Origin of the sequence: Enterobacter sp. Crenshaw (genome assembly GCF_024734705.1) — a bacterium.
GTDB classification, from domain to species: domain Bacteria; phylum Pseudomonadota; class Gammaproteobacteria; order Enterobacterales; family Enterobacteriaceae; genus Enterobacter; species Enterobacter asburiae_B.
This window is the reverse complement of the sequence record NZ_CP102932.1, coordinates 2158536-2185193: the sequence shown is the minus strand read 5'-3', so window position 1 is coordinate 2185193 and position 26658 is coordinate 2158536. Positions and strand designations below refer to the sequence as shown.

General features: G+C 56.9%; 30 protein-coding genes. 15 read left to right on the top strand and 15 right to left on the bottom strand.

Annotated elements, in window-relative coordinates; genetic code table 11:
- The first annotated feature begins 6 nt into the window (after nucleotides 1-6).
- Nucleotides 7-786, top strand: coding sequence for an SDR family oxidoreductase (locus tag NWV12_RS10525; RefSeq protein ID WP_048981103.1), 780 nt, complete (start codon nucleotides 7-9; stop codon nucleotides 784-786).
- A 51-nt stretch (nucleotides 787-837) separates the two neighbouring features.
- Here NWV12_RS10525 and NWV12_RS10520 read toward each other — a convergent pair whose 3' ends face one another.
- Nucleotides 838-1416 (bottom strand): TetR/AcrR family transcriptional regulator, encoded by a 579-nt coding sequence (locus NWV12_RS10520; protein WP_048981104.1) that lies wholly within the window; start codon nucleotides 1414-1416, stop codon nucleotides 838-840.
- A gap of 103 nt (nucleotides 1417-1519) precedes the next feature.
- Between NWV12_RS10520 and NWV12_RS10515 the strand changes: the two genes are divergently transcribed.
- Nucleotides 1520-1987, top strand: coding sequence for a DUF1348 family protein (locus tag NWV12_RS10515; RefSeq protein ID WP_023311608.1), 468 nt, complete (start codon nucleotides 1520-1522; stop codon nucleotides 1985-1987).
- Between the two features lie 39 nt (nucleotides 1988-2026).
- On the opposite strand, the gene NWV12_RS10510 is transcribed toward NWV12_RS10515, so the two are convergent.
- Nucleotides 2027-2602, bottom strand: a complete 576-nt coding sequence (locus tag NWV12_RS10510) for an ester cyclase (protein ID WP_080973627.1) — start codon at nucleotides 2600-2602, stop codon at nucleotides 2027-2029.
- Nucleotides 2599-3714, bottom strand: coding sequence for an alkene reductase (locus NWV12_RS10505; protein WP_048981106.1), 1116 nt, complete (start codon nucleotides 3712-3714; stop codon nucleotides 2599-2601). Before NWV12_RS10505 ends, NWV12_RS10510 begins: the two co-directional genes overlap by 4 nt.
- A 99-nt stretch (nucleotides 3715-3813) precedes the next feature.
- Between NWV12_RS10505 and NWV12_RS10500 the strand changes: the two genes are divergently transcribed.
- Nucleotides 3814-4725 (top strand): LysR family transcriptional regulator, encoded by a 912-nt coding sequence (locus NWV12_RS10500; RefSeq protein WP_048977860.1) that lies wholly within the window; start codon nucleotides 3814-3816, stop codon nucleotides 4723-4725.
- A gap of 113 nt (nucleotides 4726-4838) precedes the next feature.
- The gene (locus NWV12_RS10495) at nucleotides 4839-5153 is read left to right on the top strand and encodes a PTS sugar transporter subunit IIB (RefSeq protein WP_032639262.1); all 315 of its coding nucleotides are present in this window, start codon (nucleotides 4839-4841) and stop codon (nucleotides 5151-5153) included.
- A 44-nt stretch (nucleotides 5154-5197) separates the two neighbouring features.
- Here the strand turns inward: NWV12_RS10495 and NWV12_RS10490 are convergent, their stop codons facing one another.
- Nucleotides 5198-5566, bottom strand: a complete 369-nt coding sequence (locus NWV12_RS10490; protein WP_048981118.1) for a MerR family transcriptional regulator — start codon at nucleotides 5564-5566, stop codon at nucleotides 5198-5200.
- A 96-nt stretch (nucleotides 5567-5662) separates the two neighbouring features.
- Here NWV12_RS10490 and NWV12_RS10485 point away from each other — a divergent pair, with 96 nt between their 5' ends.
- The 6 genes from NWV12_RS10485 (at nucleotide 5663) to NWV12_RS10460 (ending at nucleotide 12851) form a co-directional block, all read left to right on the top strand.
- Entirely contained in the window at nucleotides 5663-6457 is a 795-nt protein-coding gene (locus NWV12_RS10485) for an SDR family oxidoreductase (RefSeq protein ID WP_048981120.1), read from the top strand.
- A 208-nt stretch (nucleotides 6458-6665) separates the two neighbouring features.
- The gene (locus tag NWV12_RS10480; RefSeq protein WP_032657353.1) at nucleotides 6666-7280 is read left to right on the top strand and encodes a TetR/AcrR family transcriptional regulator; all 615 of its coding nucleotides are present in this window, start codon (nucleotides 6666-6668) and stop codon (nucleotides 7278-7280) included.
- Between the two features lie 74 nt (nucleotides 7281-7354).
- Nucleotides 7355-8464 carry an efflux RND transporter periplasmic adaptor subunit gene (locus NWV12_RS10475; RefSeq protein ID WP_048981122.1) on the top strand — a complete coding sequence of 370 codons (1110 nt, stop codon included), beginning with the start codon at nucleotides 7355-7357 and terminating at the stop codon, nucleotides 8462-8464.
- A complete protein-coding gene (locus tag NWV12_RS10470; protein ID WP_048983626.1) occupies nucleotides 8461-11550 on the top strand; it encodes an efflux RND transporter permease subunit in 3090 nt (1029 codons plus the stop codon). The genes NWV12_RS10475 and NWV12_RS10470 overlap by 4 nt, the downstream gene beginning before the upstream one ends.
- 34 nt (nucleotides 11551-11584) lie before the next feature.
- Complete coding sequence (locus NWV12_RS10465) at nucleotides 11585-12178, top strand: TetR/AcrR family transcriptional regulator (protein WP_048980819.1); 594 nt, start codon at nucleotides 11585-11587, stop codon at nucleotides 12176-12178.
- A gap of 73 nt (nucleotides 12179-12251) precedes the next feature.
- Nucleotides 12252-12851: an NAD(P)H-dependent oxidoreductase gene (locus NWV12_RS10460; protein ID WP_048980817.1), complete on the top strand. Its 600-nt coding sequence runs from the start codon at nucleotides 12252-12254 to the stop codon at nucleotides 12849-12851.
- Between the two features lie 129 nt (nucleotides 12852-12980).
- On the opposite strand, the gene NWV12_RS10455 is transcribed toward NWV12_RS10460, so the two are convergent.
- On the bottom strand, nucleotides 12981-13283 hold the full coding sequence (locus NWV12_RS10455) for a hypothetical protein (protein ID WP_048980816.1): 303 nt from the start codon (nucleotides 13281-13283) through the stop codon (nucleotides 12981-12983).
- 43 nt (nucleotides 13284-13326) lie between these two features.
- On the bottom strand, nucleotides 13327-13803 hold the full coding sequence (locus tag NWV12_RS10450; protein ID WP_033145441.1) for a WbuC family cupin fold metalloprotein: 477 nt from the start codon (nucleotides 13801-13803) through the stop codon (nucleotides 13327-13329).
- Nucleotides 13804-14068: 265 nt separating this feature from the next.
- Between NWV12_RS10450 and NWV12_RS10445 the strand changes: the two genes are divergently transcribed.
- Nucleotides 14069-14539, top strand: a complete 471-nt coding sequence (locus NWV12_RS10445; protein ID WP_048980814.1) for a hypothetical protein — start codon at nucleotides 14069-14071, stop codon at nucleotides 14537-14539.
- 47 nt (nucleotides 14540-14586) lie between these two features.
- Here NWV12_RS10445 and NWV12_RS10440 read toward each other — a convergent pair whose 3' ends face one another.
- Together NWV12_RS10440 and NWV12_RS10435 are read right to left on the bottom strand one after the other, a co-directional pair.
- Entirely contained in the window at nucleotides 14587-15510 is a 924-nt protein-coding gene (locus tag NWV12_RS10440) for a LysR substrate-binding domain-containing protein (protein ID WP_048980812.1), read from the bottom strand.
- Between the two features lie 24 nt (nucleotides 15511-15534).
- On the bottom strand, nucleotides 15535-16071 hold the full coding sequence (locus NWV12_RS10435) for a MarR family winged helix-turn-helix transcriptional regulator (RefSeq protein WP_101744548.1): 537 nt from the start codon (nucleotides 16069-16071) through the stop codon (nucleotides 15535-15537).
- A gap of 128 nt (nucleotides 16072-16199) precedes the next feature.
- On the opposite strand from NWV12_RS10435, the gene NWV12_RS10430 reads away from it, so the two are divergent.
- From NWV12_RS10430 to NWV12_RS10420, 3 genes are all read left to right on the top strand, one after another.
- Nucleotides 16200-17360: an MFS transporter gene (locus NWV12_RS10430; RefSeq protein ID WP_048980808.1), complete on the top strand. Its 1161-nt coding sequence runs from the start codon at nucleotides 16200-16202 to the stop codon at nucleotides 17358-17360.
- Between the two features lie 82 nt (nucleotides 17361-17442).
- The gene (locus tag NWV12_RS10425; protein ID WP_048980807.1) at nucleotides 17443-17880 is read left to right on the top strand and encodes a VOC family protein; all 438 of its coding nucleotides are present in this window, start codon (nucleotides 17443-17445) and stop codon (nucleotides 17878-17880) included.
- Nucleotides 17881-18122: 242 nt separating this feature from the next.
- Nucleotides 18123-18629, top strand: coding sequence for an ATP-binding protein (locus NWV12_RS10420; protein ID WP_047061757.1), 507 nt, complete (start codon nucleotides 18123-18125; stop codon nucleotides 18627-18629).
- Between the two features lie 165 nt (nucleotides 18630-18794).
- Here the strand turns inward: NWV12_RS10420 and NWV12_RS10415 are convergent, their stop codons facing one another.
- Nucleotides 18795-19277 (bottom strand): glutathione peroxidase, encoded by a 483-nt coding sequence (locus tag NWV12_RS10415; protein ID WP_048980805.1) that lies wholly within the window; start codon nucleotides 19275-19277, stop codon nucleotides 18795-18797.
- A gap of 137 nt (nucleotides 19278-19414) precedes the next feature.
- On the opposite strand from NWV12_RS10415, the gene NWV12_RS10410 reads away from it, so the two are divergent.
- A complete protein-coding gene (locus NWV12_RS10410; protein ID WP_048980803.1) occupies nucleotides 19415-20686 on the top strand; it encodes a serine hydrolase in 1272 nt (423 codons plus the stop codon).
- Here the strand turns inward: NWV12_RS10410 and paaY are convergent.
- The 6 genes from paaY to paaH form a co-directional block, all read right to left on the bottom strand.
- On the bottom strand, nucleotides 20595-21191 hold the full coding sequence (paaY, locus tag NWV12_RS10405) for a phenylacetic acid degradation protein PaaY (RefSeq protein ID WP_045888537.1): 597 nt from the start codon (nucleotides 21189-21191) through the stop codon (nucleotides 20595-20597). The two genes, NWV12_RS10410 and paaY, sit on opposite strands and share 92 nt — an antisense overlap.
- A 9-nt stretch (nucleotides 21192-21200) precedes the next feature.
- The gene (gene paaX / locus NWV12_RS10400; RefSeq protein ID WP_033145431.1) at nucleotides 21201-22136 is read right to left on the bottom strand and encodes a phenylacetic acid degradation operon negative regulatory protein PaaX; all 936 of its coding nucleotides are present in this window, start codon (nucleotides 22134-22136) and stop codon (nucleotides 21201-21203) included.
- Nucleotides 22137-22271: 135 nt separating this feature from the next.
- Nucleotides 22272-23588, bottom strand: coding sequence for a phenylacetate--CoA ligase PaaK (gene paaK / locus NWV12_RS10395; RefSeq protein WP_048980800.1), 1317 nt, complete (start codon nucleotides 23586-23588; stop codon nucleotides 22272-22274).
- 27 nt (nucleotides 23589-23615) lie between these two features.
- Nucleotides 23616-24821: a 3-oxoadipyl-CoA thiolase gene (gene pcaF / locus NWV12_RS10390; protein ID WP_048980799.1), complete on the bottom strand. Its 1206-nt coding sequence runs from the start codon at nucleotides 24819-24821 to the stop codon at nucleotides 23616-23618.
- Nucleotides 24821-25243, bottom strand: a complete 423-nt coding sequence (paaI, locus tag NWV12_RS10385; RefSeq protein WP_048980798.1) for a hydroxyphenylacetyl-CoA thioesterase PaaI — start codon at nucleotides 25241-25243, stop codon at nucleotides 24821-24823. The genes pcaF and paaI overlap by 1 nt, the downstream gene beginning before the upstream one ends.
- A complete protein-coding gene (paaH, locus tag NWV12_RS10380) occupies nucleotides 25233-26657 on the bottom strand; it encodes a 3-hydroxyacyl-CoA dehydrogenase PaaH (RefSeq protein WP_048980797.1) in 1425 nt (474 codons plus the stop codon). Before paaH ends, paaI begins: the two co-directional genes overlap by 11 nt.
- Between the last annotated feature and the right edge of the window lies 1 nt (nucleotide 26658).

The following is a 26658-nucleotide window of genomic DNA, read 5'->3' as shown; positions in this document are numbered from 1 at the left end:
AAGGTCATGTCATTAGATATTGATTTTAAAGGCAAACGCGTGCTTGTTACCGCGGGCACGAAAGGGCTCGGAAAAGCGGTCGTCGGGCTTTTAAAACAGCTCGGTGCAACGGTATTCACCACTGCGCGCCACGAGCCGGACGTAGATGTCGCAGATACTTTCGTCGCCGCTGACCTTACGACGGTCGCTGGATGTGCCGCTGTCGCATCTGCAGTTCAGGAGCAGATGGGAGGCGTCGACGTGATTATCCATGTTGCGGGCGGTTCAACCTCACCCGGTGGCGGTTTTGCTGCGCTTGGCGAAGAAGAGTGGCAGCAGGAGCTCAATCTTAATTTGCTGCCTGCAGTACGCTTAGATCGCGCCCTGCTTCCCGGAATGCTCGCGCAGGGAAATGGGGTGATTATTCACGTGACGTCTATTCAGCGCGAGCTGCCGTTACCGGAATCAACAACGGGTTATGCGGCGGCTAAAGCAGCCCTCTCAACCTACAGTAAAAGCCTTTCAAAGGAAGTCTCACCGAAGGGCGTTCGGGTGGTGCGCGTTGCGCCCGGCTGGATCGAAACTGAAGCGGCGGTTGCACTGGCGGAGAGGCTGGCAAAGCAGGCAGGTACAGACTACGAAGGCGGCAAGCAGATTATTATGAAGGCGTTAGGTGGAATACCGCTCGGACGCCCTGCCAGACCGATTGAGGTGGCCAACCTCATCGTCTTTCTTGCTTCATCGCATGCTGCGAGTATCACCGGTACTGAATTTGTGATTGATGGCGGCACCATTCCGACAGCGTAACGCGGGTGCTTAATCGGCTCGGTGCGAGAGTTGATTAAGCACCGGGGAATATCACCGATCGGACAGTTTCTCCAGGCCCTTTTTTAACACATGTCTTACCGTTTCTGAATCCATACCCATCTGTGCATGAATAATTGCGCCGTCAATGAGCAGCATGATTTCATTGACGACGCGCTCATCAGCACTCTTCGTCAGCAAGGCAATAATTTTCTTTGTTTCTGATTTATGACTGCGGCATATCTCTTTTATTTCGTTTTCAATATCTTCCGATTTCGCCTCTGCGCTGGCGTTAATAAACGCGCAGCCGTGGAACTCGGGCGAAATAAACCATTCGTAAAGCGTTGCGGATATCGCATCAGCAGGTATTTCGCCTTGATCGAGATGTCGACGCAGCGTGGTCTCAAACCAGTTAATCCATATTTCATGCCGGTAGTTCAAATAGGCAAGAATAAGCAAGCTCTTACTCGGGAAATGGCGATAGAAAGTCACCTTGGTCACTTTAGACGCTTTAATCAGCGTATCCACCCCCGTCGCCCTGAAGCCCGTGGAATAAAACAGATCGTGCGCCGTGAGTAATATCTTATCTCTGACGCTAATTTTAGTATCGTTGTCTGCGGGTTCTGTTTTCACTTTTTGGTAGCCTCTAAAATAATGTTGACAGCGTTATTTTACAGGCATAGATTACCGCAAGTAGACAGACCTGTCTACATAATATAACACTGAGGTAATCGCCATGAACACACGTCCTCCTTTACCGCCCTTCACTCGTGAAAGCGCCATCGAAAAAGTCAGACTGGCAGAAGATGGCTGGAACAGCCGCGACCCGGCGAAAGTCGCGCTTGCCTATACGCTGGATACCCAATGGCGTAACCGCGCAGAGTTCGCCACCAACCGTGAAGAAGCCCAGGCGTTTCTGGAGCGGAAATGGAAAAAAGAGCTGGACTATCGTCTGATTAAAGAGCTCTGGGCATTTACGGAGAACCGGATCGCGGTGCGCTATGCCTATGAATGGCATGATGATTCCGGCAACTGGTTCCGCTCTTACGGCAATGAAAACTGGGAGTTTGAGCCGGACGGACTGATGAAGCGCCGCTTTGCCTGCGTAAACGATATGCCAATCAAAGCCTCTGAGCGTCTGTTCCACTGGCCGCTGGGCAGACGCCCGGACGATCACCCTTCGCTGAGCGATCTTGGCTTATAGGATTTTTGCATCACTCCGGGCCGCCCCGGAGTGATGAACTTACAGCGCGCCCAGCTGTTTCATCAGCGTCAGGTTGTCCTCAATATGCCAGTTAGCCACGATCTTACCGTCACCAATCTCATAAATATCCGTGGCGATAAAATCTATTTTCTGCCCCTTTCCTTTCAGCTTGCCAAATGTTCCGGTGAACGTGCCGTGAAAATGTAAATGCGAAACCACGCGATCGCCTGAAATAATCATTTGCTCAACGTCACAGCGCAAATCAGGCACGGCTGCACGAAACGCGCGGGACGCTAAAATAGCGCCTTCCGGCCCCTGCCTACGCCCTTCCGGAGGCGTTTTATCAATAAAACCTGCCGCCAGGGCATCACGCGCCAGGTTTTCATTACCCGTGTTCCAGAATGAAGCATATTCTCTGGCGACGGCTTCATTCGCCTTTAATTTCGCCTGCGGCAGGCTGTTGTCTGCAATAAGCTGTTTTGGCTTTACCCATTCTGCCTGTGCCGAATACGCGGTGCCCGTCAGACCAATAAAAACAAGCGCCGCTAGAGCGGGGCGTAAATATGTCGACCCGATGCCGGAAGCGCCGCCGATGATTAAGGTTTTACGGGTCATAGCGTTTTCTCCTGCAGGGTGTAAATGGGGTAATCGGTATATCCCGTCGCGGTGCCGCCAAACAGCGTGGCGGGATCGCGCACCTGGGCCAGAGGCAGCTGGTGCGCCAGACGGTGGGGTAAATCCGGGTTGGCAATAAACGGCCGTCCGAAGGCAATCAAATCGGCATAGCCGGCAGCAAGGATCTTTTCCGCTTTTTGAAGGTCATAGTTCCCCGCGACGATAAGGGTTCCGCTAAACGTCTCGCGAAGCGATTGTCGGAACTGCTCAGGCACCTGCGGCGCATCGTCCCAGTCGGCTTCCGCCAGGTGAATGAACGCAATCCCTTCTTGTTCACACCAGGCCGCGAGAGCGAGTATGGCTTCCGTCACCTGCGGATCGTTCATCCCGCGCTGGGTAATAAACGGGGAAAGGCGAATGCCCGTACGCTCGCGGCCAATGGCCTCGGCAATGGCGCTTAGCACCTCCTGAGCAAAGCGGATCCGGTTCGCCAGCGTGCCGCCGTACTCGTCCGTGCGTTTGTTGGAGGTTTGACGAAGAAACTGGTCGATCAGATAGCCGTTTCCGCCGTGAACCTCCACGCCGTCAAACCCGGCCTGAACGGCATTCAGTGCCGCCTGACGATAGTCCGCGATGATGCTGTGGATGTCCTTGCGCGAGAGGGTTCTAGGCTGCGGGCAGTCAACCATTTGGCCTTCCCCCTTTTCATTCACCACCCACACCTGTGCGTCCGGCGCCAGTGCTGACGGGGCGACGGGCTGACCATCCTGATGAAAGCTGGCGTGCGACATCCGCCCGACGTGCCAGAGCTGCGAAAAAATCACCCCTCCCGCCTGATGCACGGCGCCCGTGGTGAGCTGCCATCCTGAAACCTGCTCAGGCGAATGGATGCCGGGCGTCCAGGAGTATCCCTGGCCCTGAGGCGAAATCTGGGTGGCTTCCGTGATGATTAATCCGGCGCTGGCCCGCTGCCGGTAATACTCCGCCATCAGCGCCGAGGGAATATTTCCCGGCTGAAGGGAGCGCGCGCGGGTCATCGGCGCCATGACGATACGGTTCTTCAGGTCTTGCTGACCCAGCCTGTAACGTTGAAAAAGTGAGGTACGTTGCATGTTTTCATCCCTTATGGTTTGGATGAAATCACTTTACAGTCGGCATCTGATTTTGATAATTACGCTAAAATCAGATTCACTTTTCGGAATATATGAATAATGGGTAAACTCGAAGACATGGCGTTACTGGTGGAAGTTGCCGAGGCTGGCGGTCTTTCTGCCGCCGGGCGGCGCCTGTCGCTTTCCCCTGCCACCATGACGGCCAGGCTGAAGGCGATTGAGGAGCGTTACCAGACGCGCCTGTTTCACCGCTCAACGCGATCCATCACGCTGACACGCGCCGGGGAAGAGTTTTACCATGCCGCGCTGCGCGTGCTGGAAGAGGTGCATCACGCCGAGTCGTTACTGACGCAAAAGGAAGGCGTGCTCAGCGGCAACATTCGCCTTTCTGCGCCCTCGGACTTTGGCAGACAGTATCTTAGCCCCGCCGTCGTGGAATTCTCCCGACGCCATCCCGACGTTAAATTTTTCATCTCGTTAAGAGAACACGTTGAGGACCTGGTCGCTAACCGGCTGGATATGAGCGTGCGTTTTGGCAACCTGCCGGACAGCAGCCTTGTCGTCAGAAACATCCGCCCGAACCATCGGGTGCTGGTCGCCTCCGGGGAGTATCTTAACGAACGCGGCATCCCCGCCACGTTTGCCGATTTAGCTCAGCACCGGTGCCTGGCGCTTGAGTCTCAGGGCGTGGTGATGAACGAATGGCGCTTTGAAAAAGATGGCGATGAAAGCGTCGTTCGCGTAGAGCCAGCCATGGTGTGCGACGACGGGGCTTTGCTTCGTCAGTGGGCACTCAGCGGGGCTGGCATTGCGGGGAAATCGTGGTGGGACGTCAAAGACGATGTTGAAACCGGAAGGCTCACGGTACTGTTTGCCGACAGCTTCACCGGCTTTAGCCGATACGATCGCAAAGATGTCGGCCTGCAGCTTGTTTACCCCCAGCGCAAACTGCAGCCGCTTCAGGTCACGGCGTTTAGCCAGTTTTTTCTCGACTGGCTAAAAAAGCAGTAAAATTAAATCGCGTCAGGCATCTGCGGTTAATTTCTCGCCAAAATAAGAGATGGCGCGCATTTCGGTGACAACCTCAGGACTACTCTGTGTGCGGTTTTCAGGAGGTACAAAATATGAAAAAGCTTCTGATCTGTTGTTTGTTTGGTAATACCGCAAACTCTCTCGCCAAAAAAATGCAGTCTCTGGCAGAACGCGAAGGCTATCCGCTGATGATTAGCGCTGTTGGGCTGGATAACTTCGCCAGCGTCGCTCCCGCTTTCGATGGTTTCCTCATCGCGCCGCACATTCAGTACAAACTCGATGAGATAAAAGAAACGGTGGGCAATACGCGTTCAATCGCCATTATTGAGAGCCTGCCCTATGCCTCTCTCGACGCGAGGAACGTATTGAATTTCGTGAAGGAACAGATGCCTGAACTGGCTGCCTGACAGATAAGGCCGCATCGGTTTTGCGGCCTCCTCTCACCCGGCGATCAAAACGTGTCGACACAAGGCTGACCGACCTTATTAAGGGCGTTTTTCAACCTGGCTCTGAGTTCAATTAACGCCGCTTCTTTCTCTTCAAGCTGCTGCAGCTTGCGGCGCAGAGACGCCTGTTTTTGCTCAGCGGTAAATTTGTCGTCAACCCAGACAGCCAAAACCTCTGAAATTTCAGCTAAGGTAAAACCCAGCATTTTGGCATGCTTGATCATGTTTAAACGCTGTAAATCGACGGCGGAATAGACTTTGTAGTTATTGCTGCGATTGGGTTGCGGGATATTCTCTAATAGCCCCTGTCGCTCATAGTAACGCACCGTCTCTTTCGACAATCCCGTTTTCGCACACAGTTCACCAATTCGCATCGCGTCGCCCTCACCTTGTAAAAATCACGCTTGACCGTGTACCTAAGTGCACGGTTTATGCTGTGCAGCATACATTAGGGAAACGGGATTAAAGATATGAATTCTTTTGATTATACCGGAAAAACAGCGCTGATTACCGGAGCGTCGTCGGGCATAGGCCGTGATTTTGCCCGGCAGCTCGCCGCCCGCGGCGTGGCCTTGATCCTGGTCGCCCGCTCCGAGCCAAGGCTGCAGGCGCTTGCCGTAGAGTTAGTCAGAAAGCACGGCGTCTCCATCACGATTATCGTGCAGGATTTAGTGAAGCTGGAAGCCATTCCCCACATTGTGGAACGGCTTGAAACCTTAAGACGCGTCCCCGACATTCTGATCAATTGCGCCGGCTTCGCCACCTACGGGCCATTCGAAAAGCTGTCGATCGACAGGCAGCGTGATGAGGTAAACGTAAACTGCATGGCCCCCGTAGAGCTGACTCACGCCTTGCTGCCGGGAATGCTGCAGCAGGGCTCCGGGGTAATTATTAACGTTGCCTCAACCGCCGCGATGCAGCCGGATCCCTATATGGCGATTTATGGCGCAACCAAAGCATTTCTGCTCTCGTTTTCGAACGCGCTGTGGGGAGAGTATCGCTCCAGGGGCATCCGCGTCCTGGCGCTTTGCCCCGGCGCAACGGATACGGCCTTTTTTGATGTGGTGAATGCAGAGGAGGCCTCGGTAGGGAAAAGAATGCCCGCGCACAAGGTGGTCACCCTGGCGTTGAAGGCCGTGGAGAGTAACCGTAACTACCTGATTACCGGATGCGGTAACTGGCTTCTGGGGCAGCTACACCGGTTCGTGACGCGCAGGCGTCTGGTGCTTATTGTTGAAAAAATATTGCGCCCGCGCTCGGCTTAAGCAAAAACAGCTCTGTTCAGCGCAAGGGAGTTGCGCTGAAACCCATGCTTATCGCAGACAGATAGATGCCATAGTGCACGAAAAACAGTGATACACTTACCGCATCTGGTTGATCGTCCCGTCTGAACGGCTCATGATGAATGACGGTAACCAAATCTCAAAATGGTCACTCGTTGTTAATCGTAGCCCGTCACGCTAAGCTTAAATAATGACTAAAAATATGAATCCCCCATCATCACGTGGTCCCCTTGATCACGCTGTCAGAGAGCAAATCGTCGAAGCGGCTTTTGAGCACTTCGGCCACTACGGCTATGAAAAAACCACCGTCGCCGAACTGGCTAAATCCATTGGTTTTTCAAAGTCCTACATTTATAAATTTTTCGATTCCAAACAGGCTATCGGCGAGGTGATCTGCGCTAACCGCCTGGAGCTGATCATGGCGGCAGTGCTTTCCGCCATCGAGGATGCGCCGTCGGCAAGCGAAAAATTACGCCGCCTTTTCAAAGCGCTCACCGAGGCGGGAAGCGAGCTGTTTTTCCACGACCGTAAGCTATACGACATCGCCGCCGTCGCCGCGCAGGAGCAGTGGCCTTCCACGCAAAAGTACAGTGAAAGTCTGATGAAGCTGATCGAGAGCATCATTATCGAAGGCAGGCAGGCCGGCGAGTTTGAAAGAAAAACGCCGCTGGATGAGGTCACATTTGCCGTCTACATGGTGATGTGCCCTTACATTAACCCCGTTCAGCTGCAGTACAACCTCGAAATGGCCCCCACCGCGGCGGTGCTACTCTCTTCACTGATTTTAAGAAGCCTGGCCCCCTAATTTGTGACCATTGACAATTTTGGTCACTAGTCAGAGAATGCGGATACCGTCCTGTTACGTCAAAAAGGTTTCCCATGCTCAGGCTCACTTCAGCCCGCGTTGCCGTTTGTCTCCTGCCGTTTGCCCTGGTGGCGTGCGGCGATATTTCCGCGAGTGACGATCCGCGCACAAAGCCACCGCTCGTCAGATCCGCCTCCGTCGAGCTAGCGAACAATAGCGCCCGCGCCTTCACGGGCGTGGTGGTCGCAAGAACGCAAAGCGATTTAGGTTTCAGGGTTCAGGGAAAAATCCTTGAGCGGCTGGTCGATACGGGGCAGACCGTCAAACAGGGCCAGCCCCTGCTGCGCCTGGATCCGCTTGACCTGAAGTTACAGGCTCAGGCGCAGCAGCGCGCGGTGGATGCGGCCCAGGCGCGCGCGCGCAAAGCCACCAGCGATGAGGCGCGCTATCGCGGTCTTGTGGCGTCCGGCGCGGTGTCTGCCTCGGAGTATGACCAGATCAAAGCGGCGGCCGATACGGCCAGGGCCGATCTCAGCGCCGCCCGGGCGCAGGCCAGCGTGGCGCAAAACGCCACGGGCTATGCCGTGCTGCTGGCGGATTCAGACGGCGTGGTCATGGAGACGCTCGCCGAGCCGGGTCAGGTCGTCAGTGCCGGACAGGTGGCGATCAGGCTCGCCAGAGCGGGACAGCGTGAAGCGCTCGTCCAGCTTCCGGAAACGCTGCGCCCTGCCGTCGGCAGCGAAGCGCAGGCCACGCTGTATGGCAATGAAAAACATCCGGTCACCGCAACGCTGCGCCTGCTGTCTGATTCGGCCGATGCCGCGACCCGCACGTATGAAGCCCGCTACGTGCTGGATGGCCTGCTGGCGAACGCGCCGCTGGGGGCGACCGTCACGCTGAACGTTCAGGACAACAAAGCGGAAGGTCAGGTCATGCAGGTCCCGCTGGCTTCACTCTATGATGCAGGAAAAGGTCCCGGCGTCTGGCGTATTTCCGCCCAGCCGGCAAAGGTCGCATGGACGCCCGTCAGGGTGCTGAGTGTGGGTGAAGATGCGGCGCAGGTCACGGGCGGCGTGAAGCCCGGTGAGAAGATTGTTGCGTTAGGCGCCCATCTTCTGCACGAAGGTGAGGTCATCAGGCTTGCTAAGCAGCGCAATGCCGCCCTGGCGGAGAACACGCCATGAGCGGAAGCCGCTTCAACCTGTCGGCGCTGGCCGTCCGCGAACGTTCCATCACGCTGTTTCTGATCGTTCTGGTCACGATTGCCGGAATTTACGCCTTCTTTGGGCTCGGGCGCGCGGAAGATCCGCCCTTCACGGTAAAGCAAATGACGGTGATAACCGTCTGGCCGGGCGCGACCGCGCAGGAAATTCAGGATCAGGTCGCCGAGCCGCTGGAAAAGCGCCTGCAGGAACTCAAATGGTATGACCGTACCGAAACCTATACCCGTCCCGGCATGGCGTTTATCACGTTGTCATTGCAGGACAAGACCCCGCCAGCCGAAGTGCAGGAGGAGTTCTATCAGGCGCGTAAGAAGCTTGGAGATGAATCTCAGCGTCTTCCGGCGGGCGTCATCGGCCCGATGATCAATGACGAATTCTCGGATGTCACCTTTGCCCTCTTTGCCCTGAAAGCGAAAGGCGAACCGCAGCGGCTGCTGGTACGCGATGCCGAAGGCCTGCGCCAGCAGCTTCTGCACGTTCCCGGCGTGAAGAAAGTGAACATTATCGGCGAACAGGCCGAGCGGATATACATCTCCTTCTCCCACGACCGTCTGGCGACGATAGGACTCTCACCCCAGGATATTTTCAACGCCCTCAACAGCCAGAACGCGTTAGCCGCGGCGGGCTCCATTGAGACCCGAGGCGCGCAGATTTTTATCCGCCTGGACGGCGCGTTCGATGAACTGCAGAAAATCCGCGATACGCCTTTTGTGGCTCAGGGCAAAACGCTCAAGCTGTCCGATGTGGCAACGGTTGAGCGAGGCTACGAAGATCCCCCGACGATGCTGATACGCAATCAGCATGAGCCCGCCCTTCTGCTGGGCATTGTGATGCGTGAAGGCTGGAACGGTCTGGCGCTGGGGAAAGCGCTGGATGCGGAAACGGCGAAAATAAATGATAGCCTGCCGCTGGGCATGTCCCTGACCAAAGTCACCGACCAGTCCGTGAATATTCGCTCGTCGGTCGATGAGTTCATGATCAAATTCTTCGTCGCCCTGCTTGTGGTCATGGTGGTGTGTTTTGTCAGCATGGGCTGGCGCGTGGGTGTTGTCGTTGCGGCGGCGGTACCGCTTACGCTGGCGGTCGTTTTCGTGGTGATGGAAGCCGCGGGGATAAACTTTGACCGCGTTACGCTGGGCTCCCTGATCCTCGCCCTCGGCCTGCTGGTTGATGATGCCATCATCGCCATCGAAATGATGGTGGTCAAAATGGAGGAAGGTTACGACAGAATCAAAGCCTCGGCCTTCGCCTGGAGCCATACCGCCGCGCCCATGCTGGCCGGTACCCTGGTGACGGCCATTGGATTTATGCCGAATGGTTTTGCCCAGTCGACCGCAGGGGAATACACCAGCAATATGTTCTGGATCGTCGGCCTCGCCCTGATTGCCTCGTGGTTTGTCGCGGTGGTGTTCACGCCCTATCTTGGGGTGAAGATCCTGCCGGCGATCCCGAAAGTAGAAGGGGGTCATGCCGCCATCTATAACACGCCTCGCTATAACCGTTTTCGCCAGCTGCTTGCCCGCGTTATCGCCAGAAAATGGCGGGTGGCCGGCTCGGTGGTCGCCATTTTCATCGTGGCCGTGCTCGGCATGGGCCTGGTAAAAAAACAATTTTTCCCAACCTCCGACCGCCCGGAAGTACTGGTTGAGGTGCAGATGCCCTACGGTACCTCGATTGAGCAAACCAGCGCCGCCACCGCAAAAATCGAAGCGTGGCTGGGCCAGCAGCCCGAAGCCAAAATTGTCACGGCCTATATTGGTCAGGGTTCGCCCCGCTTTTATCTGGCGATGGCGCCTGAACTGCCCGATCCGTCTTTTGCGAAAATCGTGATCCTGACGGACAGCGAGACGTCACGCGAGGCGCTCAAGCTCCGGCTGAGAGAAGCTGTCGCCAACGGCCTTGCCCCCGAAGCGCGCGTCCGGGTAACGCAGCTGGTGTTTGGCCCGTACTCGCCCTTCCCGGTTGCCTGGCGCGTGTCGGGGCCGGATGTCGAACAGGTGCATGACATCGCTGACAGGGTGAAAGCCGTGCTCCAGGCGAGCCCGATGATGAGAACTGTCAACACCGACTGGGGGTCGCGCGTTCCCGTATTGCATTTCACCCTCGATCAAAACCGCCTGCAGGCGACCGGCTTAACCTCCAGTGCCGTTGCCGATCAGCTTCAGTTTCTGCTCTCAGGCGTGCCTGTCACCTCCGTGCGGGAAGATATTCGCTCGGTTGAGGTCATTGGCCGCGCGGCGGGAGATATCCGTCTTGACCCGGCCAAAATCGAGGGCTTCACCCTTGTCGGCAATGCGGGACAGCGCGTTCCGCTGTCTCAAATCGGCAAGATTGAGATCGGTATGGAAGATCCGATCCTGCGCCGTCGCGATCGCACCCCGACGATTACCGTGCGGGGCGATATCGCTAACCATCTTCAGCCACCGGATGTGTCGGTCGCCGTCATGAAGCAGCTCCAGCCGATTGTTGACGCGCTGCCGGCCGGATACCGTATCGACATGGCGGGTTCGATTGAGGAATCGGGCAAAGCCACGCAGGCAATGATCCCGCTGTTCCCGATCATGATTGCCCTGACGCTGCTGATCATCATTTTGCAGGTGCGCTCAATCTCGGCGATGGTGATGGTGTTCTTAACCGCGCCGCTGGGGCTGATTGGCGTGGTGCCCGTGCTGTTGATTTTCAATCAGCCGTTTGGCATCAACGCGCTGGTCGGCTTGATCGCCCTTTCCGGCATTCTGATGCGCAATACGCTGATCCTGATCGGTCAAATCGATCATAACCAGAAGCAGGGCCTCGAGCCGTTCCAGGCGGTGGTTGAAGCGACGGTCCAGCGCGCACGCCCGGTCCTTCTGACCGCCATGGCCGCCGTGCTGGCGTTTATTCCCCTGACGCATTCGGTGTTCTGGGGCACGCTGGCCTACACGCTGATAGGCGGAACGCTGGGCGGGACGATCGTCACGCTCGTCTTCCTGCCCGCGATGTATGCGATCTGGTTCCGGATCCGACCATCGGAACAACGCGTGCAGCACCGAACAGAAAACGTGTAAACTACCATGAGTAGATAACACTTCAGAGGAAAGCATGGTTGTTAAGCGCTTAAGAAAAGAGGACCGCCGCGTGCAGCTGCTGGAGGTTGCGCGCGGAATCGTTCGTCAACAAGGCACGGAGGCCCTAACTCTTGGCTACCTGGCCGAACGAGCCAACGTGACCAAGCCTATCCCCTACGATCACTTTGGCGATCGTGAAGGGCTGCTGATGGCGCTGTACCGGGACTATAGCGATCGGCAGCTGGCGAAATTCCGCGAGACGCTGGCGGTCGACAGCAAAACGCTGGAGAAGACGATCCGCTTTTTCAGCGCCGCCTATATCGACTGCGCCATTAGTGCCGGACCTGAAACCGGGCCAATTGCCGCAGCGCTGTCCGGATCCCACGCGCTGCAGACGTTTCGTGAGGCATGCGTGGCCGACTGCGCCGACTGCCTGCGTACCGCGCTTTCCCCGTTCGTCGCGCTGAAAGGCGTTCAGGGAGAAGCGGTACTGACGGCCATCATTGGCGCGGCGGACGCGCTCAGCACCGCCGCGGGCAACGGCGTGCTCGCCCGGAACGTGGCGGAAGATACGCTCAGCGGCGCCATGACCGGCGTGCTGGAGACCTACGTGAATAGCACAAAATGATCGCTGGGGGCGGATTGACACCTAAGTTACCAATAGTAATATAGGCGTCAGTTCTCACCCATTCGAGGTCGCTATGTCTGCTACAAATGCCATTAATAACGCACTGATCGTGACGGCTCATCCTGTCGACAATTCGTTATCCCATTCGCTGGCAGCCCGTATTGCCGGAAAATTACGCGAGCAAGGTACGCAGGTTGAGATTGCCGATCTGCATGCTGAAGGGTTTAATCCGGCGATGACCCGCGCCGATCTCGATTTGTATCACGGCGATCCGAGCGCCCTTCCCGACGATATTCTGCGCGAGCAGCAGCGCGTCGAGCGAGCGGATATGCTGGTGTTTGTCTTCCCCGTGTACTGGTGGTCGGTCCCCGCGCTGTTGAAAGGCTGGTTCGATCGCGTATTAACCCTGAACTGGGCGTATAAGGTGGCCGACGATGGCCGGATTGTGGGCAGCTTACGCGACGTTCCCGTCCGCCTGATTGCCACAGGCGGCAGCGATCTCACCGGATTCGACAAACACGGCTATTCGACGGCGATTCAGACGCAGATAATCGAAGGCGTGTTTGGCTTCTGCGGGTTGAAGAACGTTAAGCTCGATATCCTTTACCAGGCAGACACGGCGACGCCTGAGCAGGTTGAGGAGTTCCTGAAGGGGCTCGAGGGCCTTAAATAATCCCGGCTATCCAGTCACAGCAAAGGCGCGCCTCCTTCGCCAGAAGGAAGCGCGTGTCTCGTTATCACCTACCACCGTCAGGGGCGATCTTTTAATCCTGCTGGCTAACCGGAACTCTCTTTCCAGCGATTATTCAAAAAATAACGAGAAAAGGCCAATCGCCATCACTACGCTCATAATCACCTGAATCAGAATAATAAAAAAAGCGACCCCACCCAAGACTGTGATTTTTCGACGCAGAATGAAAGTAATGCCGGAAAGTACAGCACAGAACAGAATGGCTTTAAGGATATAGGAAAGCGGAACCATTGCCGGGTGACCGGTATGCACTCCAGCAAGCCCAATGAGACCCAGCAGAAAACCTCCGCAGAATCCCCATCCCCAGAAAGTCATCGGTAAGCTCATCTGCCCCGCGACTAATCTTTTCAACATACGCACATCCTTTTTGTGATTATTTTTATCAAAATTCACCGGTTTACAGGGTAAAACCCCCGTCACCCACCTGCGCCTGGGCGTACCATTTCATCAGCTCCGCGCAACCGGGCGCGTTCTCAGCCGGTGACCATTGGGCGGTATCGTGCTCCGGAACAGGCTGATAGCCGCCGTGTTTTACCTCGAAAATGACGCCGCCTTTATCCAGCGACAGCACGGCATGCCAGGTACCGGCATCCATCTCCAGCACTTTGCAGTCTTCACCTAACACCACGCGCTGGGTCACGTTACCGCCGTCATCAAAATTCAACACCAGAAAGCGACCGCTCAAAGCCGTCAGCAGTTCAAACGTGTGCGGGTGGCGATGAGGGCGAACATAGGTACCAGGCTCCATCGCGATAGCCAGGCGCTGTACCGGGTCGCTCAGCTCGGGATGTAAATTGCGGTGCGCGCGTAAGCGAGGAGAATTGGCAGCCTGCTCGCTTTGTTGCTGCAGGTCACTGAACGTAATTTGTTTCATATACACCTTTGTGAATGGAGTCAGCGGACGGCAACCCTTTAGCCGCACGACGTTATACCATTCTGGACGGTCGATGAGCGATGGCATTTGTGAAACAAATCGCTGCAGCGTGAGGATGCGCGCGATCGCCCCCAAAGCGCAACGTTGAGTAAAACTCACATTGATTCCCACTATTTATCGTTTTTAAAAAGTGACGCACCTGAAATACCATCCATTCACCCCTGGGATAGAAAAATAAATAATACTAAGCCTGTATGGAGCACCTATGACACTCGATGTTTTATTCCCTGTATTGAATATTATCTCGCCTCATAAATATAGACCTGATGCAAATGTGCATGAGCTGATAACGTTACTTTCAGCAGAAAAGGAAAGCTCAGAAGCGCTATCGCCTTTCATACATCGACTGCATCTTTTGGCTTTCGCCCAAAGCAATCCGGGTAACGCCGAAGAGTTGCTCTCAGCGCATTTACCAAAAGAGGATGGGATCCTTCCGCTGCTGGACTTTGCGGACTGGCCAAAGGTGCGTTACGCCGCGTCAGGCGAAGCTCAGACGCGTGAATCGCAGGAGTATTTCCGTGATATGACCTCGGCTGCCAATCTGTTACGCACTGCGCTGATCGACGCCGAGCGAGCAAAGGGAACGCCTGCGCTTTATATTCTGGATAAATTACTCAACCTGAACAGCGCCCTGCCGGAGCGATATAAACAGATGGCGAATATTCCCTACGCATAAATATGTTCTATATGCGGAATATCCTTCACTAAATATTCCGCTATTTATTAAACCCGATTTTCATTGTAATCAAGACAGACGATATCCAACGAAGGCAGCACCGGCGCATTAAGGTTAAGCCACGCCAGCAACCGTTCAATACTCTGTCTTCTGAGCGAATTTTTCGGCCAGACGAGGTAGTAGCCATCGCCGGTTGCGATAGCTTCCCTGAAGGGCAGCGCGAGCAGGCCGCTTTTCAGCGCGTCGAGCGTGAGGCGGAGGTCGGCCATCGCCACACCGTGACCGTGCATGGCGGCCAGGCTTCCCTGCTCCAGGGTGTCGAACACGATTCCACGACTCACGTCGAGCCCTGGGAATGACCCGGTTCTTTTCAGCCATCGCTTCCAGTCCCGTCTGTCCGGAGAGGGATGGATAATATCGCACTGCGCAAGCTGATGCCGGGCTGAATCAAGCAAAGACGGGGTACAAACCGGAATGAGCCATTCACTGAAGAGCAGCCTGCTTTCCGTAGACTCGCCGAAATAGCCATTACCGAGCAGGATCGCACAATCGTAGGGCTCACGGCTGAAGTCAACGGTGTCGAAGTCCATCCAGACGCTGGCAATTTCAATTTTTGGCTTAGCGTGGTTCTCGCGAAAGGATTTAAGCACATTCAGCAGCCACCGCATCGTCAGGGTGCTGGGGGCTTTGAGGCGCAGAAGGTGGTTTTCGCTTCTGAATGCGCGACAGGCCCACTCAATATTCGAGAAACTTTCGCTGAGCTGTCCGGCCAGAATACGTCCGGCATCACTGACCTCCACTCTCGGCCCCTGGCGTTTAAAGAGCTCACAGTCGAACCACTGCTCGAGCGTCCGGACATGCCTGCTGACCGCGCCCGGCGTGATATTCAGTGCTTCAGCCGCTTTGCTGAAGGAGTTCAGCCGCGCGGCAACTTCAAAAGCGCGCAGCGCATACAGTGGTGGTAAAGACATACATTCCCTTTCTGTGAGGTTTAGCTATGCAGTTTTTGTATTATCGGCACTCATTGACTTGTCGCTCAGGTCCTCAGACGGGAACGTCATAAGCAGCTCCCTGAGCAGGGACTCAAGCTGCGCGCGCTGCGCGTCAGACAAGTTGCTCAGCAGCGCATTTTGCGTTTGTGTATGCACGATCAGCGCCTGTTCGATGCGCTCCTGCCCGTGCGGCGTCAGGCTTACGAGGGTGCTGCGCTTGTCATCCGGATCGGCAATTCGCCTGATAAGCCCAAGCTGTTCGAGATGGCTGAGCCGGTTCGTCATCGCCCCTGAGGTTACCAACAGCGATTTATAGAGCTGCGTGGGGGAAAGGCAGTACGGCTCACCGGCGCGACGCAGCGTGGCGAGCACGTCAAACTCGCCCTCGCGAAAACCAAACTGCGCCATCGCCTGCGCCCATTCTTTTCCCAGATGCTTCATCAGCCGGAGCATTCGGCCAAAAATTTTCATCGACGAGGCGTCCAGCTCCGGCATGGCGCGGCTCCACTGGCCGACAACGAAGTCTACGTGGTCTTGCATTTTCACCCCTGAGGCATACGAATTTATCCTGTTGTGCGGTACATCTTACGCAAAAATGCATTTTATCTTAACGTTAAGATAAATGCTCGTGCGATTTGCCCGGGCCATTCACAACCGAAAAGGACTCCATGTTGAAACGCACGTCGCCTTTACTCTTCGCCGTTATCGCTTTTATCGTCGGGCTGAACCTGCGCCCCATTCTGGCTTCTGTCGGACCGCTGTTTTCCGTGCTGCAGCGCGAAGCGGGGCTGACCGCTACGCAATTCAGCCTGCTGACCACCCTGCCGGTCGCGATGATGGGGCTTGCCGCCCTGTGTGGCCCCTGGCTTTTAGCCCGAGTCGGCGCCGTACGGGGAATTATGTTTGGGCTCTTTATCCTGCTTGCGGCCTGTTTGCTGCGCGGTTTTAGCGCCTCACCGGAGAGTCTTATGGGCACCGCGCTACTGGGCGGGGCCAGCATAGGCACGATCCAGGCGTTAATGCCTGCCCTGATTAAAAAGGAATATACGCAAACGTCCAGCACGGTAATGTCGCTTTTCAGCACGGGCATTATGGCCGGTGCGGCAGTCGCCGCCGCCAGCGCCGAGCCGTTATTTTCATGGCTGACGCTGAAGCCCGCGCTGGCAATGGCCGGGCTGTTAGCGCTGCTGGCGCTGATACTGTGGTTAACCCTGGTTAAGCATCCTCAAGGGGAAAAAACAGCACGCGAAACCGTTACGCTCTCGTCCTCCCGGACAGCGTTACTGCTGCTCTTTTTCGGCGTGGGAACGGGCGCCTACACGCTGGTATTGGCCTGGCTTCCCCCGCTCTATATTCAGGCGGGATGGTCCGCACGCAGCAGCGGCTACATGCTGGCCTGGCTGACGTTAACCGAGGTTGTCGCCGGGTTTGCCGTCTCCGCGCTGATCGGTAAATTCCCCGACCGCCGCGTGCCGCTGATCGCCGTATTGCTGTTGCTGCTGGCAGGATTACTGTGTCTGGTCTTTGCGCCGGGTACGACGCCTGTATTATCCACGTTGCTGCTTGGCACCGGGATCGGCGCCCTCTTCCCGCTGTCGCTCATCGTCACGTTCGATCATGCGCGAACGCCCGCGCAGGCCGGGAAGTTGCTGTCTAAAGTTCAGGGTGGCGGATACACGATCGCCGCGCTTATGCCGTTAATTGCGGGGATCGTTCGCGACAGTTCGGTCTCGCTGACCAGCGCATGGCTGATCATGAGTGCGGGAGTCGTGCTGCTGATCGTTATCGCGCTGAATTTTAAACCCGTCGTGGACGTGCAGGCACGGTGAACGCGATACCAGTTTTGAGAGTCGTATTTCCGCCGATCGTAAGATAAATTCAGGGTGAATTTCACCTCATTCAGGAGTGGATATGCCGCAGACGTTACCGGAAATTGATGTCTTGTTCGTCGCCGGGTTCGGGCCCATTTCGCGGGATACGGAGTCCAGCACCGCGTTTTATGTTCAGACACTCGGCCTTCCGCTGAAGCCGATGGAGGGAAACATCGATTATCTGCTCACTGAGGAGGATCAGCTGGAAGGCGTGAAGCATTTCGCCGTCTGGCCGCTCGCACAGGCGGCAGCATCCTGTTTTGGAGAGGAACAGTGGCCAGTTGAGCACCCGATACCGCAGGGATGGGTTGAGTATGAGGTTCAGGATCTGGACTCGGCTACCCGCGTTCTAAGTGAAAAAGGCTATCGGCTGCTGGTAGCTAACCGTTTGGAACCGTGGGGGCAAACCGTCACTCGCCTGCTCAGCCCGGAAGGCTTGCTTACCGGGCTGACCATTACGCCGTGGCTGCGGGGGTAATGGGGTTATGGAAAGCAGCCTGGTAGTGGGAAGCGCCTGCTTTGAGCGAACAGTGGGCGTACCCTTATGCTATTTACACCAACGGTGTGAGTCTTTTTCTGTTAAGTTGAATGACGATGAAAACACACTCAGTCCTAACCTATTCAATGATTATTATCACCTGTCTGACTCAGGTGGGATAACGTTTGCCATTTTCCCGCCGGTAAGGCGGGCCTTACCGGTAACAATCCAGTGAGGTAAGAATGGACACAAATGCAGTAACGACGCCTGAAAAACCTGTCTTGCACTTGTTATGTGGAAAAATTGCATCAGGAAAATCCACATTGTCAGCAAAATTAGGATCATCACCTGGGACTGTAATTGTCAGCGAGGATCGCTGGCTGGCTGCCCTCTTTACCAATGAAATGCAATCCATATCTGATTATGTGCAGTATTCATTAAGACTAAGAAATGCCATGAAGCCTCATCTGGTTTCACTACTCAAAGCTGGTTTATCAGTGGTTCTTGATTTCCCGGCAAACACACAAACAAATCGTGAATGGATGATGAGCATTATTAAGGAGTCAGGTGCCAGTAATCAGCTGCACTATCTGAAAGTTTCTGATGAAGTATGTAAATCCCGCTTGCGCGCCCGTAATGCAGAAGGCGTGCATGAATTTTCTGCCTCAGACCAACAATTTGACATCATAACGCGCTATTTCGAAGAGCCAACGGCTGATGAAGGGTTTGATATTACCGAATACAGCTAAATTTACCTTCCTGCACAAAAGCCGCCAGTTGGCGGCTTCATTATTTTCCATCTCATACGGTTATAAACGGTACTACAGCGAACTAAAAGTCCGCTCCTGGCACAAAGCGGACATCGGGTATTCCGGAAGTGCCCGACTCATGGTTAATTCCATTCACCAAAACTCTCACCTCCCCAAAGCCTCCACAATCGCCCTCTCCATTTTCTCTGGCGTGGTCATCGGTGCAAAACGCTTGAGTGGTTTACCGTCGCGGCCGATCAGAAACTTAGTAAAGTTCCACTTGATCCGCCCTCCCAGCACGCCGGGCAATTCGTTTTTCAGATAACGAAACAGCGGGTGCGCTGCGTTACCGTTAACTTCTACCTTCTCAAACATCGGGAAGCTCACGCCGTAGTTGATGTAACAGGTTTTCGAGATTTCGTCGGCGCCGCCGGGTTCCTGTTTACCGAACTGGTTGCAGGGGAAGCCCAGCACCACTAGTCCTCGATCGGCGTATTTCTTGTATAGCGCTTCAAGGCCCACATATTGCGGCGTAAAGCCACACTGGCTGGCGGTATTGACGACCAAAACCACCTTTCCCGCATAGTCGGCCATTGAGATAAGGCGGCCATCCAGGCGGGTGGCGGTAAGTTGATAAAAGCGAGTCATACTGAAATCCCTCAAGGCTGGCCGAAAAGTCACGGTGACCTTCAACAGGGCCGCCGCCGTTTAGAAAGTTTACATTCAGGCAGGCTATTTGTGATACATTCCTGGCGCGCCAATGACCACCACACTCGCTATCAGGTATGCAGAACATAACAAAAAAAATTCGCTGGCTTCTGCTTACTCTCCCACTCCTCAGCGGCTGTGGCACGCTTTCACAGATGTCCTCCCCGGAAGGTACTCAGGAACTTCTCACCCATGATTCGCTGGATGGCGACGTTGACAGCGTGGTGCGTCACTATATGGCGCAAAAATCCGTTCCCGGGATGACGGTCGCGGTGATCCATAATCACGGCTCGCCGCAGTTTTACACCTGGGGCGTAACCGATGCGGTCAATCGCTATCCGGTCAGGCCCGACACCCTGTTTGCGCTCGGCTCGCTCAGTAAAGGGATCACGGCGGAAGTGGTGGCTTGTCTGGTGAATGAAGGGCAACTGAACTGGAACGATAACCTGGCGACATTGCTACCGCCGGGGACGCCGCTTAGCGCGGATGCACAAAAAATCACCCTGCTTGAACTGGTAACCCACACCTCCGGCCTGCCGCGTCAGAATATGGATGTTCCGATGCTTGGGAAATTCATCGGCTATTTAAGCACGGGCGAAAATTTCTATAGCGAGCTGGACAGCGATAACGTGCTGCGCTACCTCGCCGACTGGCGGGCGCCAAAGAATAAAGTGCCGCAATATTCCAATACCGGCTACGCCCTGATCGGCTATATCCTGAAGCACAAGACCGGCGAAGATATCCAGAGTTTAGCCTCGCGCTATATTTTCCGTCCGCTGCAAATGGCTAACAGCAGCTTTATACCCCAGCAGCTCAAAGGCTACCCGCAGCGGGCGCTCGGCCACGCGGGCGATCAGCCGAAATTTATCCCGCGCGGGCAGCTCACCCCGGACTGGCATTTTTCCAACAACATGGTGGCGGCAGCGAGCTTGTACAGCAACGCCGAAGATCTGGCGGCCTATGCCCGCTATCACGTATCGACGACCCACAGTCCCCTGCTGGACAATGTCTTTGCCGAAGTGAGAAATACCGATATTCAACGCCCTGACGGAGTGCAGGGTATTGCCTGGACCACCGACTTTATCGGTCTGGAAAAAATCACCTATCAGGTCGGCTATATCGGCGGCTACTCCAGCTTTATCGGCTATGACAAAGAAAAAGGCAATGCGGTGGTGGTGCTGCAAAATACCTTTAACTGGAGTAATTACATCGGCATCGCGCTGTTGATGGATATGGCGAAAAAAGACGGTCTGAGCCCTACACCGCCGACTTCGGCCTTAAGTTCTCATCAAACGCCAGTCGTTTCCGGTCAGGCTCAACGTCTCGCAGCGGCTCCACCTGGTGCATAGTTAGCTTGCAGCGCTCCACCAGCACCTGATACTCCCGCGTGCCCTGCTGCTTCCACGCCAGCTCCTGCTCGCTCAGCTCGCGAATCGCTTTGGCCGGGCTGCCGATGATCAAATGGTTAGCGGGCATCTCCGCTTTCGCCTTCACGAACGCCGCCGCGCCGACGATGCTGTTTTCACCGATGACCGCGCCGTCCATCACCACCGCGTTCATGCCCACCAGCGCATTGCGGCGGATCACGCAGCCGTGGAGAATGGCGCTGTGGCCGATATGCCCGTCCTCTTCCACCACCGTGTCCTGCTCCGGGAAGCCGTGCATCACGCAGTTATCCTGAATGTTGGCACCGTCTTTCACCACGATACGGCCAAAATCACCGCGCAGGCTGGCGTTAGGACCGACGTAAACGCCTTTGCCCAGAATCACGTCGCCAATCAGCACCGCCGTCGGGTGAACATAGCTCTCGTCCGGTACGACCGGCGTCAGACCGTCAATTTGATAAACTGGCATCTTCGCTCCTTATGCGCTTGTAAGACCACCAAAGCGTTGATAGTAGAGCGTGCCGGGCACGGGCAGTTCGCCCACGGAGGTTTCGCCCTTCTCGCTGACAAACGCCAGCGCCCCCGGCGCGACACGCTGATAGATGTTAATGCAGAGCTGTCGGGCGCTTTGCCCCGCCCAGTGCGCGGGCAGCAACTCTTCCGGCAGCAGCGGATCTTTCAGCACCACGCGACGATAAAAGTGAATCAGCAGCAGCTGGATCTGGAAACAGCGTTCCGGCGTCAGCTCCTCCGGCGCGGCCTCTTTCAACAGCGGCAGCAGCGGACGGAATGAATCGATGAACGTCTCGTACATCGCGTTTTGCTCGGTTAACTGCCAGCACTCCTCCACCCGCGAACGCAGCGCGGCACGGGAGAGCGCCAGCGGCGAGTGGGCTTCAAAGAAAATTACGTTTTCCGCCACGCCGGCATCGTGAAGCAGAGACTGCACGTCCGCCAGATGCTGCGACGGCGAGGCCATCAGGCTCGGCGCCAGCGTGCCAAACCCCTGCCAGATCAGCTGTTTTTTGACGTCGGCAAGGGTGGTTTTATCCAGACCTTCGGAGAGCAGCAACAGCCATTTGCCGTCCCATGCGGGCAATTCCGCACGGTAAATCTTATTCTCCGCGCGACGCGTCAGGCGAAGCCCCTTATCGCTCAGGCGGTAAAAGCTGCGACGTCCGATGCGGGAAACGTCCAGCCAGCCCTCTTTGTTGAGGCGAAACAGCGCGGTGCGCACGAAGCGCTCGCCAAACCCCATGCCTTCCAGCAGGGCGGCCAGGCTACCGAGCCAAATCTCACCGCCGCGATGGGAAAGCGCGTCACCGTATAACGAGGAGATAAGCGAGGTCCCGCTGACGGGAACGGAGCTGACCGCGTGCTGGATAAAGGCGTCGAGTTTATTCATGTGATTCATTCTGTTGTTATTTTTGTCCTGGATGAATCATAGCATAGGATTTTGGGGTTTCCCCCTCACCCTAACCCTCTCCCAAAGGGAGAGGGAACTGTTTACACCCTCTCCCTTTGGGAGAGGGCCGGGGTGAGGGAAAACTTAGCCGTTGGCCGCAGCTTTACGCAAGTCAAACACCCGGCAGGCTTTGCCCTCCGAGCGCGGGATGCTGCCGCAGTTAACAATCATTACGTCGGTGGAAATCCCCACCATCGACTTAATGCGGTGGCGAAGCTGGTGGCACACCTGGCAACGCTGCTCATGGGTCAGCGTGAGGCTACTCTCTTTCAGCTCGACCTTCACGGAAAGTGAATCAAGATGCCCGCGACGGTTCACCTCCAGCTGATAGTGCGGAGAAAGGTGTTCGAACTTGACGATCTCCTCTTCCAGCTGCGACGGGAAGACGTTGACGCCGCGGATGATCAGCATATCGTCACTGCGCCCGCTGATGCGGTCCATGCGGCGCATGCTGCGCGCGGTTGCCGGGAGCAGACGCGTTAGATCGCGGGTGCGGTAGCGGATTACCGGCAGCGCCTCTTTGGTCAGCGTGGTGAACAGCAGTTCGCCATGCTGTCCGTCATCCAGCGGCGTGCCGTCGTTCGGGTTGACGATCTCCGGGTAGAAGTGATCTTCCCAGATGGTCGGGCCGTCGACGGTTTCGATACACTCCATCGCCACGCCCGGCCCCATCACCTCGGAGAGGCCATAAATGTCCAGCGCCGTAATGCCCAAGCGTTTTTCAATTTCGCGCCGCATGGCCTGCGTCCACGGCTCGGCGCCGAAGACGCCCACGCGCAGGGAACAGCCGCTGGCATCGCCGCCCATCTGGCGCTCCAGCTCCTCAATCAGGTTGAGGCAGTAGGACGGCGTCACCATGATCATATCCGGCTGGAAATCACGGATCAGCTGCGCCTGTTTCTCCGTCTGGCCGCCGGACATCGGGATCACCGTCGCGCCTAAACGCTCGGCGCCATAGTGCGCCCCCAGCCCGCCGGTAAACAGGCCGTAGCCATACGCCACGTGAATTTTGTCCTTCGCGCTACCGCCCGCGGCGCGCAGGGAGCGGGCCACCAGATTGGCCCAGTTGTCGATGTCGCCCTGCGTATAGCCGACAACGGTCGGTTTGCCGGTGGTGCCGGATGAGGCGTGAATACGCACCACCTGCTCCATCGGCACGGCAAAGGTATCGAACGGATAGTTATCCCGCAGGTCCTGCTTGGTGGTGCACGGGAATTTACGGATATCCGCCAGCTCGTTGAAATCGTCAGGGTGAACGCCCGCCGCGTCAAACTTGCGTTTGTACATCGGCACGTTGTTGTAGGCGTGATGCAGCGTCCATTTCAGACGCTCGGTCTGCAGCGCCTGTAGCTCGTCAAGGGAGGCCGTTTCAATCGGATCAAGCTTTGTTGTATTTGTCATTGTAGGGTACTCACATTGTTTTTATGCTCAAACACGCTCAAGGATCATGGCAATGCCCTGACCCACACCGATGCACATCGTACACAGCGCGTAGCGCCCGCCGCGTCGGTGCAGTTCATTGCTCGCGGCCAGCGCCAGCCTGGCACCGCTCATCCCCAGCGGGTGGCCCAGCGCAATCGCGCCACCGTTCGGGTTAACGTGCGCGGCATCATCCGGCAGGCCCAGCTGACGCAGCACGCCCAGCGCCTGCGAGGCGAAAGCTTCGTTAAGCTCGACAATGTCCATATCGTTAATGCTGAGTCCTGCGCGTTCCAGCACCTTGCGGGTCGCCGGGACCGGGCCGAGCCCCATCAGACGTGGCTCCACGCCTGCCGTCGCCATCGCCACGATCCGCGTGCGCGGGACCAATCCCTGCGCCAGCGCCATCTTCTCGCTGGCGACGATCAGCGCCGCAGCGCCGTCGTTGACGCCGGAGGCATTCCCCGCAGTGACCACCCCGTTCTTACGGAACGGCGTTTTTAGCCCGGCGAGCTGTTCGAGCGTGGTGTCCGCGCGCGGATGTTCATCCACGCTGAACTCAGTGACCGTCCCTTTTTTTCCCGGCACCGGTACCGACACAATCTCCTGCGCCAGAATGCCGTTCTGCTGAGCCTGCGCGGTACGCTGCTGGCTGCGCAGCGCGAACGCGTCCTGATCGGCACGGCTGATATTTAACAATTCAGCTACATTCTCTGCCGTTTCCGGCATACTGTCAGTTCCGAATTGCTGATGCATGAGCGGATTCACAAATCGCCAGCCGATAGTGGTATCAAAGATTTCCGCCTGACGCTGAAACGCGGCGGTGGCTTTGCCCATCACAAACGGCGCGCGCGACATCGACTCCACGCCGCCCGCAATCAGCAGCTCGCCATCGCCCGCCTTAATGGCGCGGGCAGCAAAACCAATCGCGTCCAGCCCCGATCCGCACAGGCGGTTAATGGTGGTTCCGGACACCGTCTGCGGCAGCCCGGCCAGCAGGGACGACATGCGCGCTACGTTGCGGTTATCTTCCCCCGCCTGGTTAGCGCAGCCGAAAATCACATCGTCGATCCGCTCGAGGTCGAGTTGGGGATAGCGGGCCAGCAGCGCGCGCAGCGGCACGGCACCGAGATCGTCGGTCCGGACTGCGGCAAGCGCGCCGCCGTAGCGACCCACCGGGGTTCGAACGCCATCACAAATAAATGCGTCACGCATCAGGCCTCTCCTGTCACGCTGCCGCCGATGCGGTGAGATTTCCCGCGAAAAAGGGCGACGGTTTTCTGTTGTTGGTTCTGGATTTCAATGTCATACACGCCGGTCAGCTTGCCCTGATGCATCACCCGCGCGGTGGCGGTGAGCGTGTCCCCGGCAAAGCCCGGACGCAGAAAATCAATCGAGCAGCCTGAAGCTACCGCCGCCAGCCCCTGGCTGTTGCAGGCGTAGGCAAAGGCGGTGTCTGCCAGCGAAAAAAGCTGTCCGCCGTGGCAGGTTTCATGGCCGTTCAGCATCTGCGGGGTGATGGTCATGGTCACCACCGCGTAGCCCTCGTCCATGTCGACAATTTCCATTCCCATCGCCTGCGCGCAGGCGTCCCGTTCGTACATCGCGCGGGCGTTATGCCAGGCGTTATGACTCATAGCTACTCTCCAGAAGCGCACGCTGGCGCAGCAGTGAACAGGGGCGATAGCGCTCCTCGCCGTAATGACGCTGCAGGTTCTCCAGCAGCGTCAGCAGGCGCTGCCAGCCCAGCCGCTCGCCCCAGGCGATCGGCCCGCTAGGGTAGTTCACGCCCAGGCGCATGGCGGTATCGATGTCCTTCTCGCTGGCGACCCCTTTTTGCAAGGCATCCAGCGCTTCGTTGGCAATCATTGCCAGCGTGCGCCAGACCAGCAGGCCGGGATAATCGGCAATTTGCACCACCCGGTTACCCTGCTGCTGCAGGTAGCGGATGGCCTTTTGCGTCGCGGTGTACGGGTTGCTGGCGGCCGCCGCAATCACCGCCACGTCGCGCTCAATGCGGTCCACCACCACCACCGGGCCGTTGAGCCGCAGCGCCAGCGCCTGAGCGGTTTCGCCCTGCGTTTCAATCAGGTACACATCATCAATTTCGGTGACACCGTCACGTATTCTTTCCACGCGCATCGGGCTGTAGCTGTCGTTCACGGCCTGCACCCACTGCACGGCGGGTTTGTCACCCTGCCAGTCGTAGACGCCCTTCCCGCTCTTTTTGCCCAGCCTTCCCGCCAGCACCAGCTCCTGCTGCACCAGCGAAGGCAGAAAACGACGCTCCTGCCAGAAGGCGTTAAATACCGAGCAGGTCACCGCGAAATTCACGTCCTGACCAATCATGTCGGTCAGCTCCAGCGGCCCCATCGGGAAACCGCCGCCGTCGCGCAGGGCGGCATCAATCACCTCCGGCGGCGCGACCTGTTCTTCCAGCGCGCGCCAGGCTTCGGAATAAAACGGACGCGCGACGCGGTTGACGATGAACCCCGGCGTTGACTGGCAGCGAACGGGCTGTTTGCCCCAGTTCAGCGCCAGCTCGCACAGCGCGTCGGCCACTTCCGGAGAGGTCGCCAGCCCGCTGACCACCTCCACCAGCTTCATCACCGGCGCCGGGTTGAAGAAATGCAGTCCGGCGACCCGCTCCGGGTGGTGGACGTCCGCCGCAATCGCCGTAACGGAGATGGAAGAGGTATTGCTGGTCAGCACTGTCTGCGGCGGGCAGATCTCAGCCAGCTGTGCAAACAGCGCCTTTTTCACCTCCAGACGCTCGGAGGCCGCTTCTATGACCAGATCGGCCGCGGCGAGCGCCTCGATATCGGTGACCGGAAGCAGCCGGGCGAGGATCTGGCTCCCGGCATCGGCGGAGAGTTTTCCGCGCGTCACCCGGGAGGCCAGACGCTGGCGGATCCCGTCGATGGCGCGCGATATCGCATCGCTGGAGATGTCGTAGATCAGCACCTGATGCCCATGGCTGGCCGCGACTTCGGCAATCCCTGCGCCCATCGTGCCGCTGCCAATCACGGCGACAGTCCGTATGTTCAGCATC

Coding starts and splice junctions, on each gene's coding strand:
- NWV12_RS10440 (WP_048980812.1), bottom strand. CDS start 15,510: ATGTCTTTACCACCACTGTATGCGCTGCGCGCTTTTGAAGTTGCCGCG.
- NWV12_RS10485 (WP_048981120.1), top strand. CDS start 5,663: ATGAATTCTTTTGATTATACCGGAAAAACAGCGCTGATTACCGGAGCG.
- NWV12_RS10450 (WP_033145441.1), bottom strand. CDS start 13,803: ATGAAACAAATTACGTTCAGTGACCTGCAGCAACAAAGCGAGCAGGCT.
- paaH (WP_048980797.1), bottom strand. CDS start 26,657: ATGCTGAACATACGGACTGTCGCCGTGATTGGCAGCGGCACGATGGGC.
- NWV12_RS10430 (WP_048980808.1), top strand. CDS start 16,200: ATGTTGAAACGCACGTCGCCTTTACTCTTCGCCGTTATCGCTTTTATC.
- NWV12_RS10445 (WP_048980814.1), top strand. CDS start 14,069: ATGACACTCGATGTTTTATTCCCTGTATTGAATATTATCTCGCCTCAT.
- NWV12_RS10415 (WP_048980805.1), bottom strand. CDS start 19,277: ATGACTCGCTTTTATCAACTTACCGCCACCCGCCTGGATGGCCGCCTT.
- NWV12_RS10490 (WP_048981118.1), bottom strand. CDS start 5,566: ATGCGAATTGGTGAACTGTGTGCGAAAACGGGATTGTCGAAAGAGACG.
- NWV12_RS10460 (WP_048980817.1), top strand. CDS start 12,252: ATGTCTGCTACAAATGCCATTAATAACGCACTGATCGTGACGGCTCAT.
- paaI (WP_048980798.1), bottom strand. CDS start 25,243: ATGAGTCATAACGCCTGGCATAACGCCCGCGCGATGTACGAACGGGAC.
- NWV12_RS10510 (WP_080973627.1), bottom strand. CDS start 2,602: ATGACCCGTAAAACCTTAATCATCGGCGGCGCTTCCGGCATCGGGTCG.
- pcaF (WP_048980799.1), bottom strand. CDS start 24,821: ATGCGTGACGCATTTATTTGTGATGGCGTTCGAACCCCGGTGGGTCGC.
- NWV12_RS10475 (WP_048981122.1), top strand. CDS start 7,355: ATGCTCAGGCTCACTTCAGCCCGCGTTGCCGTTTGTCTCCTGCCGTTT.
- NWV12_RS10455 (WP_048980816.1), bottom strand. CDS start 13,283: ATGTTGAAAAGATTAGTCGCGGGGCAGATGAGCTTACCGATGACTTTC.
- NWV12_RS10420 (WP_047061757.1), top strand. CDS start 18,123: ATGGACACAAATGCAGTAACGACGCCTGAAAAACCTGTCTTGCACTTG.
- NWV12_RS10480 (WP_032657353.1), top strand. CDS start 6,666: ATGACTAAAAATATGAATCCCCCATCATCACGTGGTCCCCTTGATCAC.
- NWV12_RS10435 (WP_101744548.1), bottom strand. CDS start 16,071: ATGCAAGACCACGTAGACTTCGTTGTCGGCCAGTGGAGCCGCGCCATG.
- NWV12_RS10525 (WP_048981103.1), top strand. CDS start 7: ATGTCATTAGATATTGATTTTAAAGGCAAACGCGTGCTTGTTACCGCG.
- NWV12_RS10425 (WP_048980807.1), top strand. CDS start 17,443: ATGCCGCAGACGTTACCGGAAATTGATGTCTTGTTCGTCGCCGGGTTC.
- NWV12_RS10500 (WP_048977860.1), top strand. CDS start 3,814: ATGGGTAAACTCGAAGACATGGCGTTACTGGTGGAAGTTGCCGAGGCT.
- NWV12_RS10515 (WP_023311608.1), top strand. CDS start 1,520: ATGAACACACGTCCTCCTTTACCGCCCTTCACTCGTGAAAGCGCCATC.
- NWV12_RS10495 (WP_032639262.1), top strand. CDS start 4,839: ATGAAAAAGCTTCTGATCTGTTGTTTGTTTGGTAATACCGCAAACTCT.
- paaK (WP_048980800.1), bottom strand. CDS start 23,588: ATGACAAATACAACAAAGCTTGATCCGATTGAAACGGCCTCCCTTGAC.
- paaY (WP_045888537.1), bottom strand. CDS start 21,191: ATGCCAGTTTATCAAATTGACGGTCTGACGCCGGTCGTACCGGACGAG.
- NWV12_RS10505 (WP_048981106.1), bottom strand. CDS start 3,714: ATGCAACGTACCTCACTTTTTCAACGTTACAGGCTGGGTCAGCAAGAC.
- NWV12_RS10410 (WP_048980803.1), top strand. CDS start 19,415: ATGCAGAACATAACAAAAAAAATTCGCTGGCTTCTGCTTACTCTCCCA.
- NWV12_RS10465 (WP_048980819.1), top strand. CDS start 11,585: ATGGTTGTTAAGCGCTTAAGAAAAGAGGACCGCCGCGTGCAGCTGCTG.
- paaX (WP_033145431.1), bottom strand. CDS start 22,136: ATGAATCACATGAATAAACTCGACGCCTTTATCCAGCACGCGGTCAGC.
- NWV12_RS10470 (WP_048983626.1), top strand. CDS start 8,461: ATGAGCGGAAGCCGCTTCAACCTGTCGGCGCTGGCCGTCCGCGAACGT.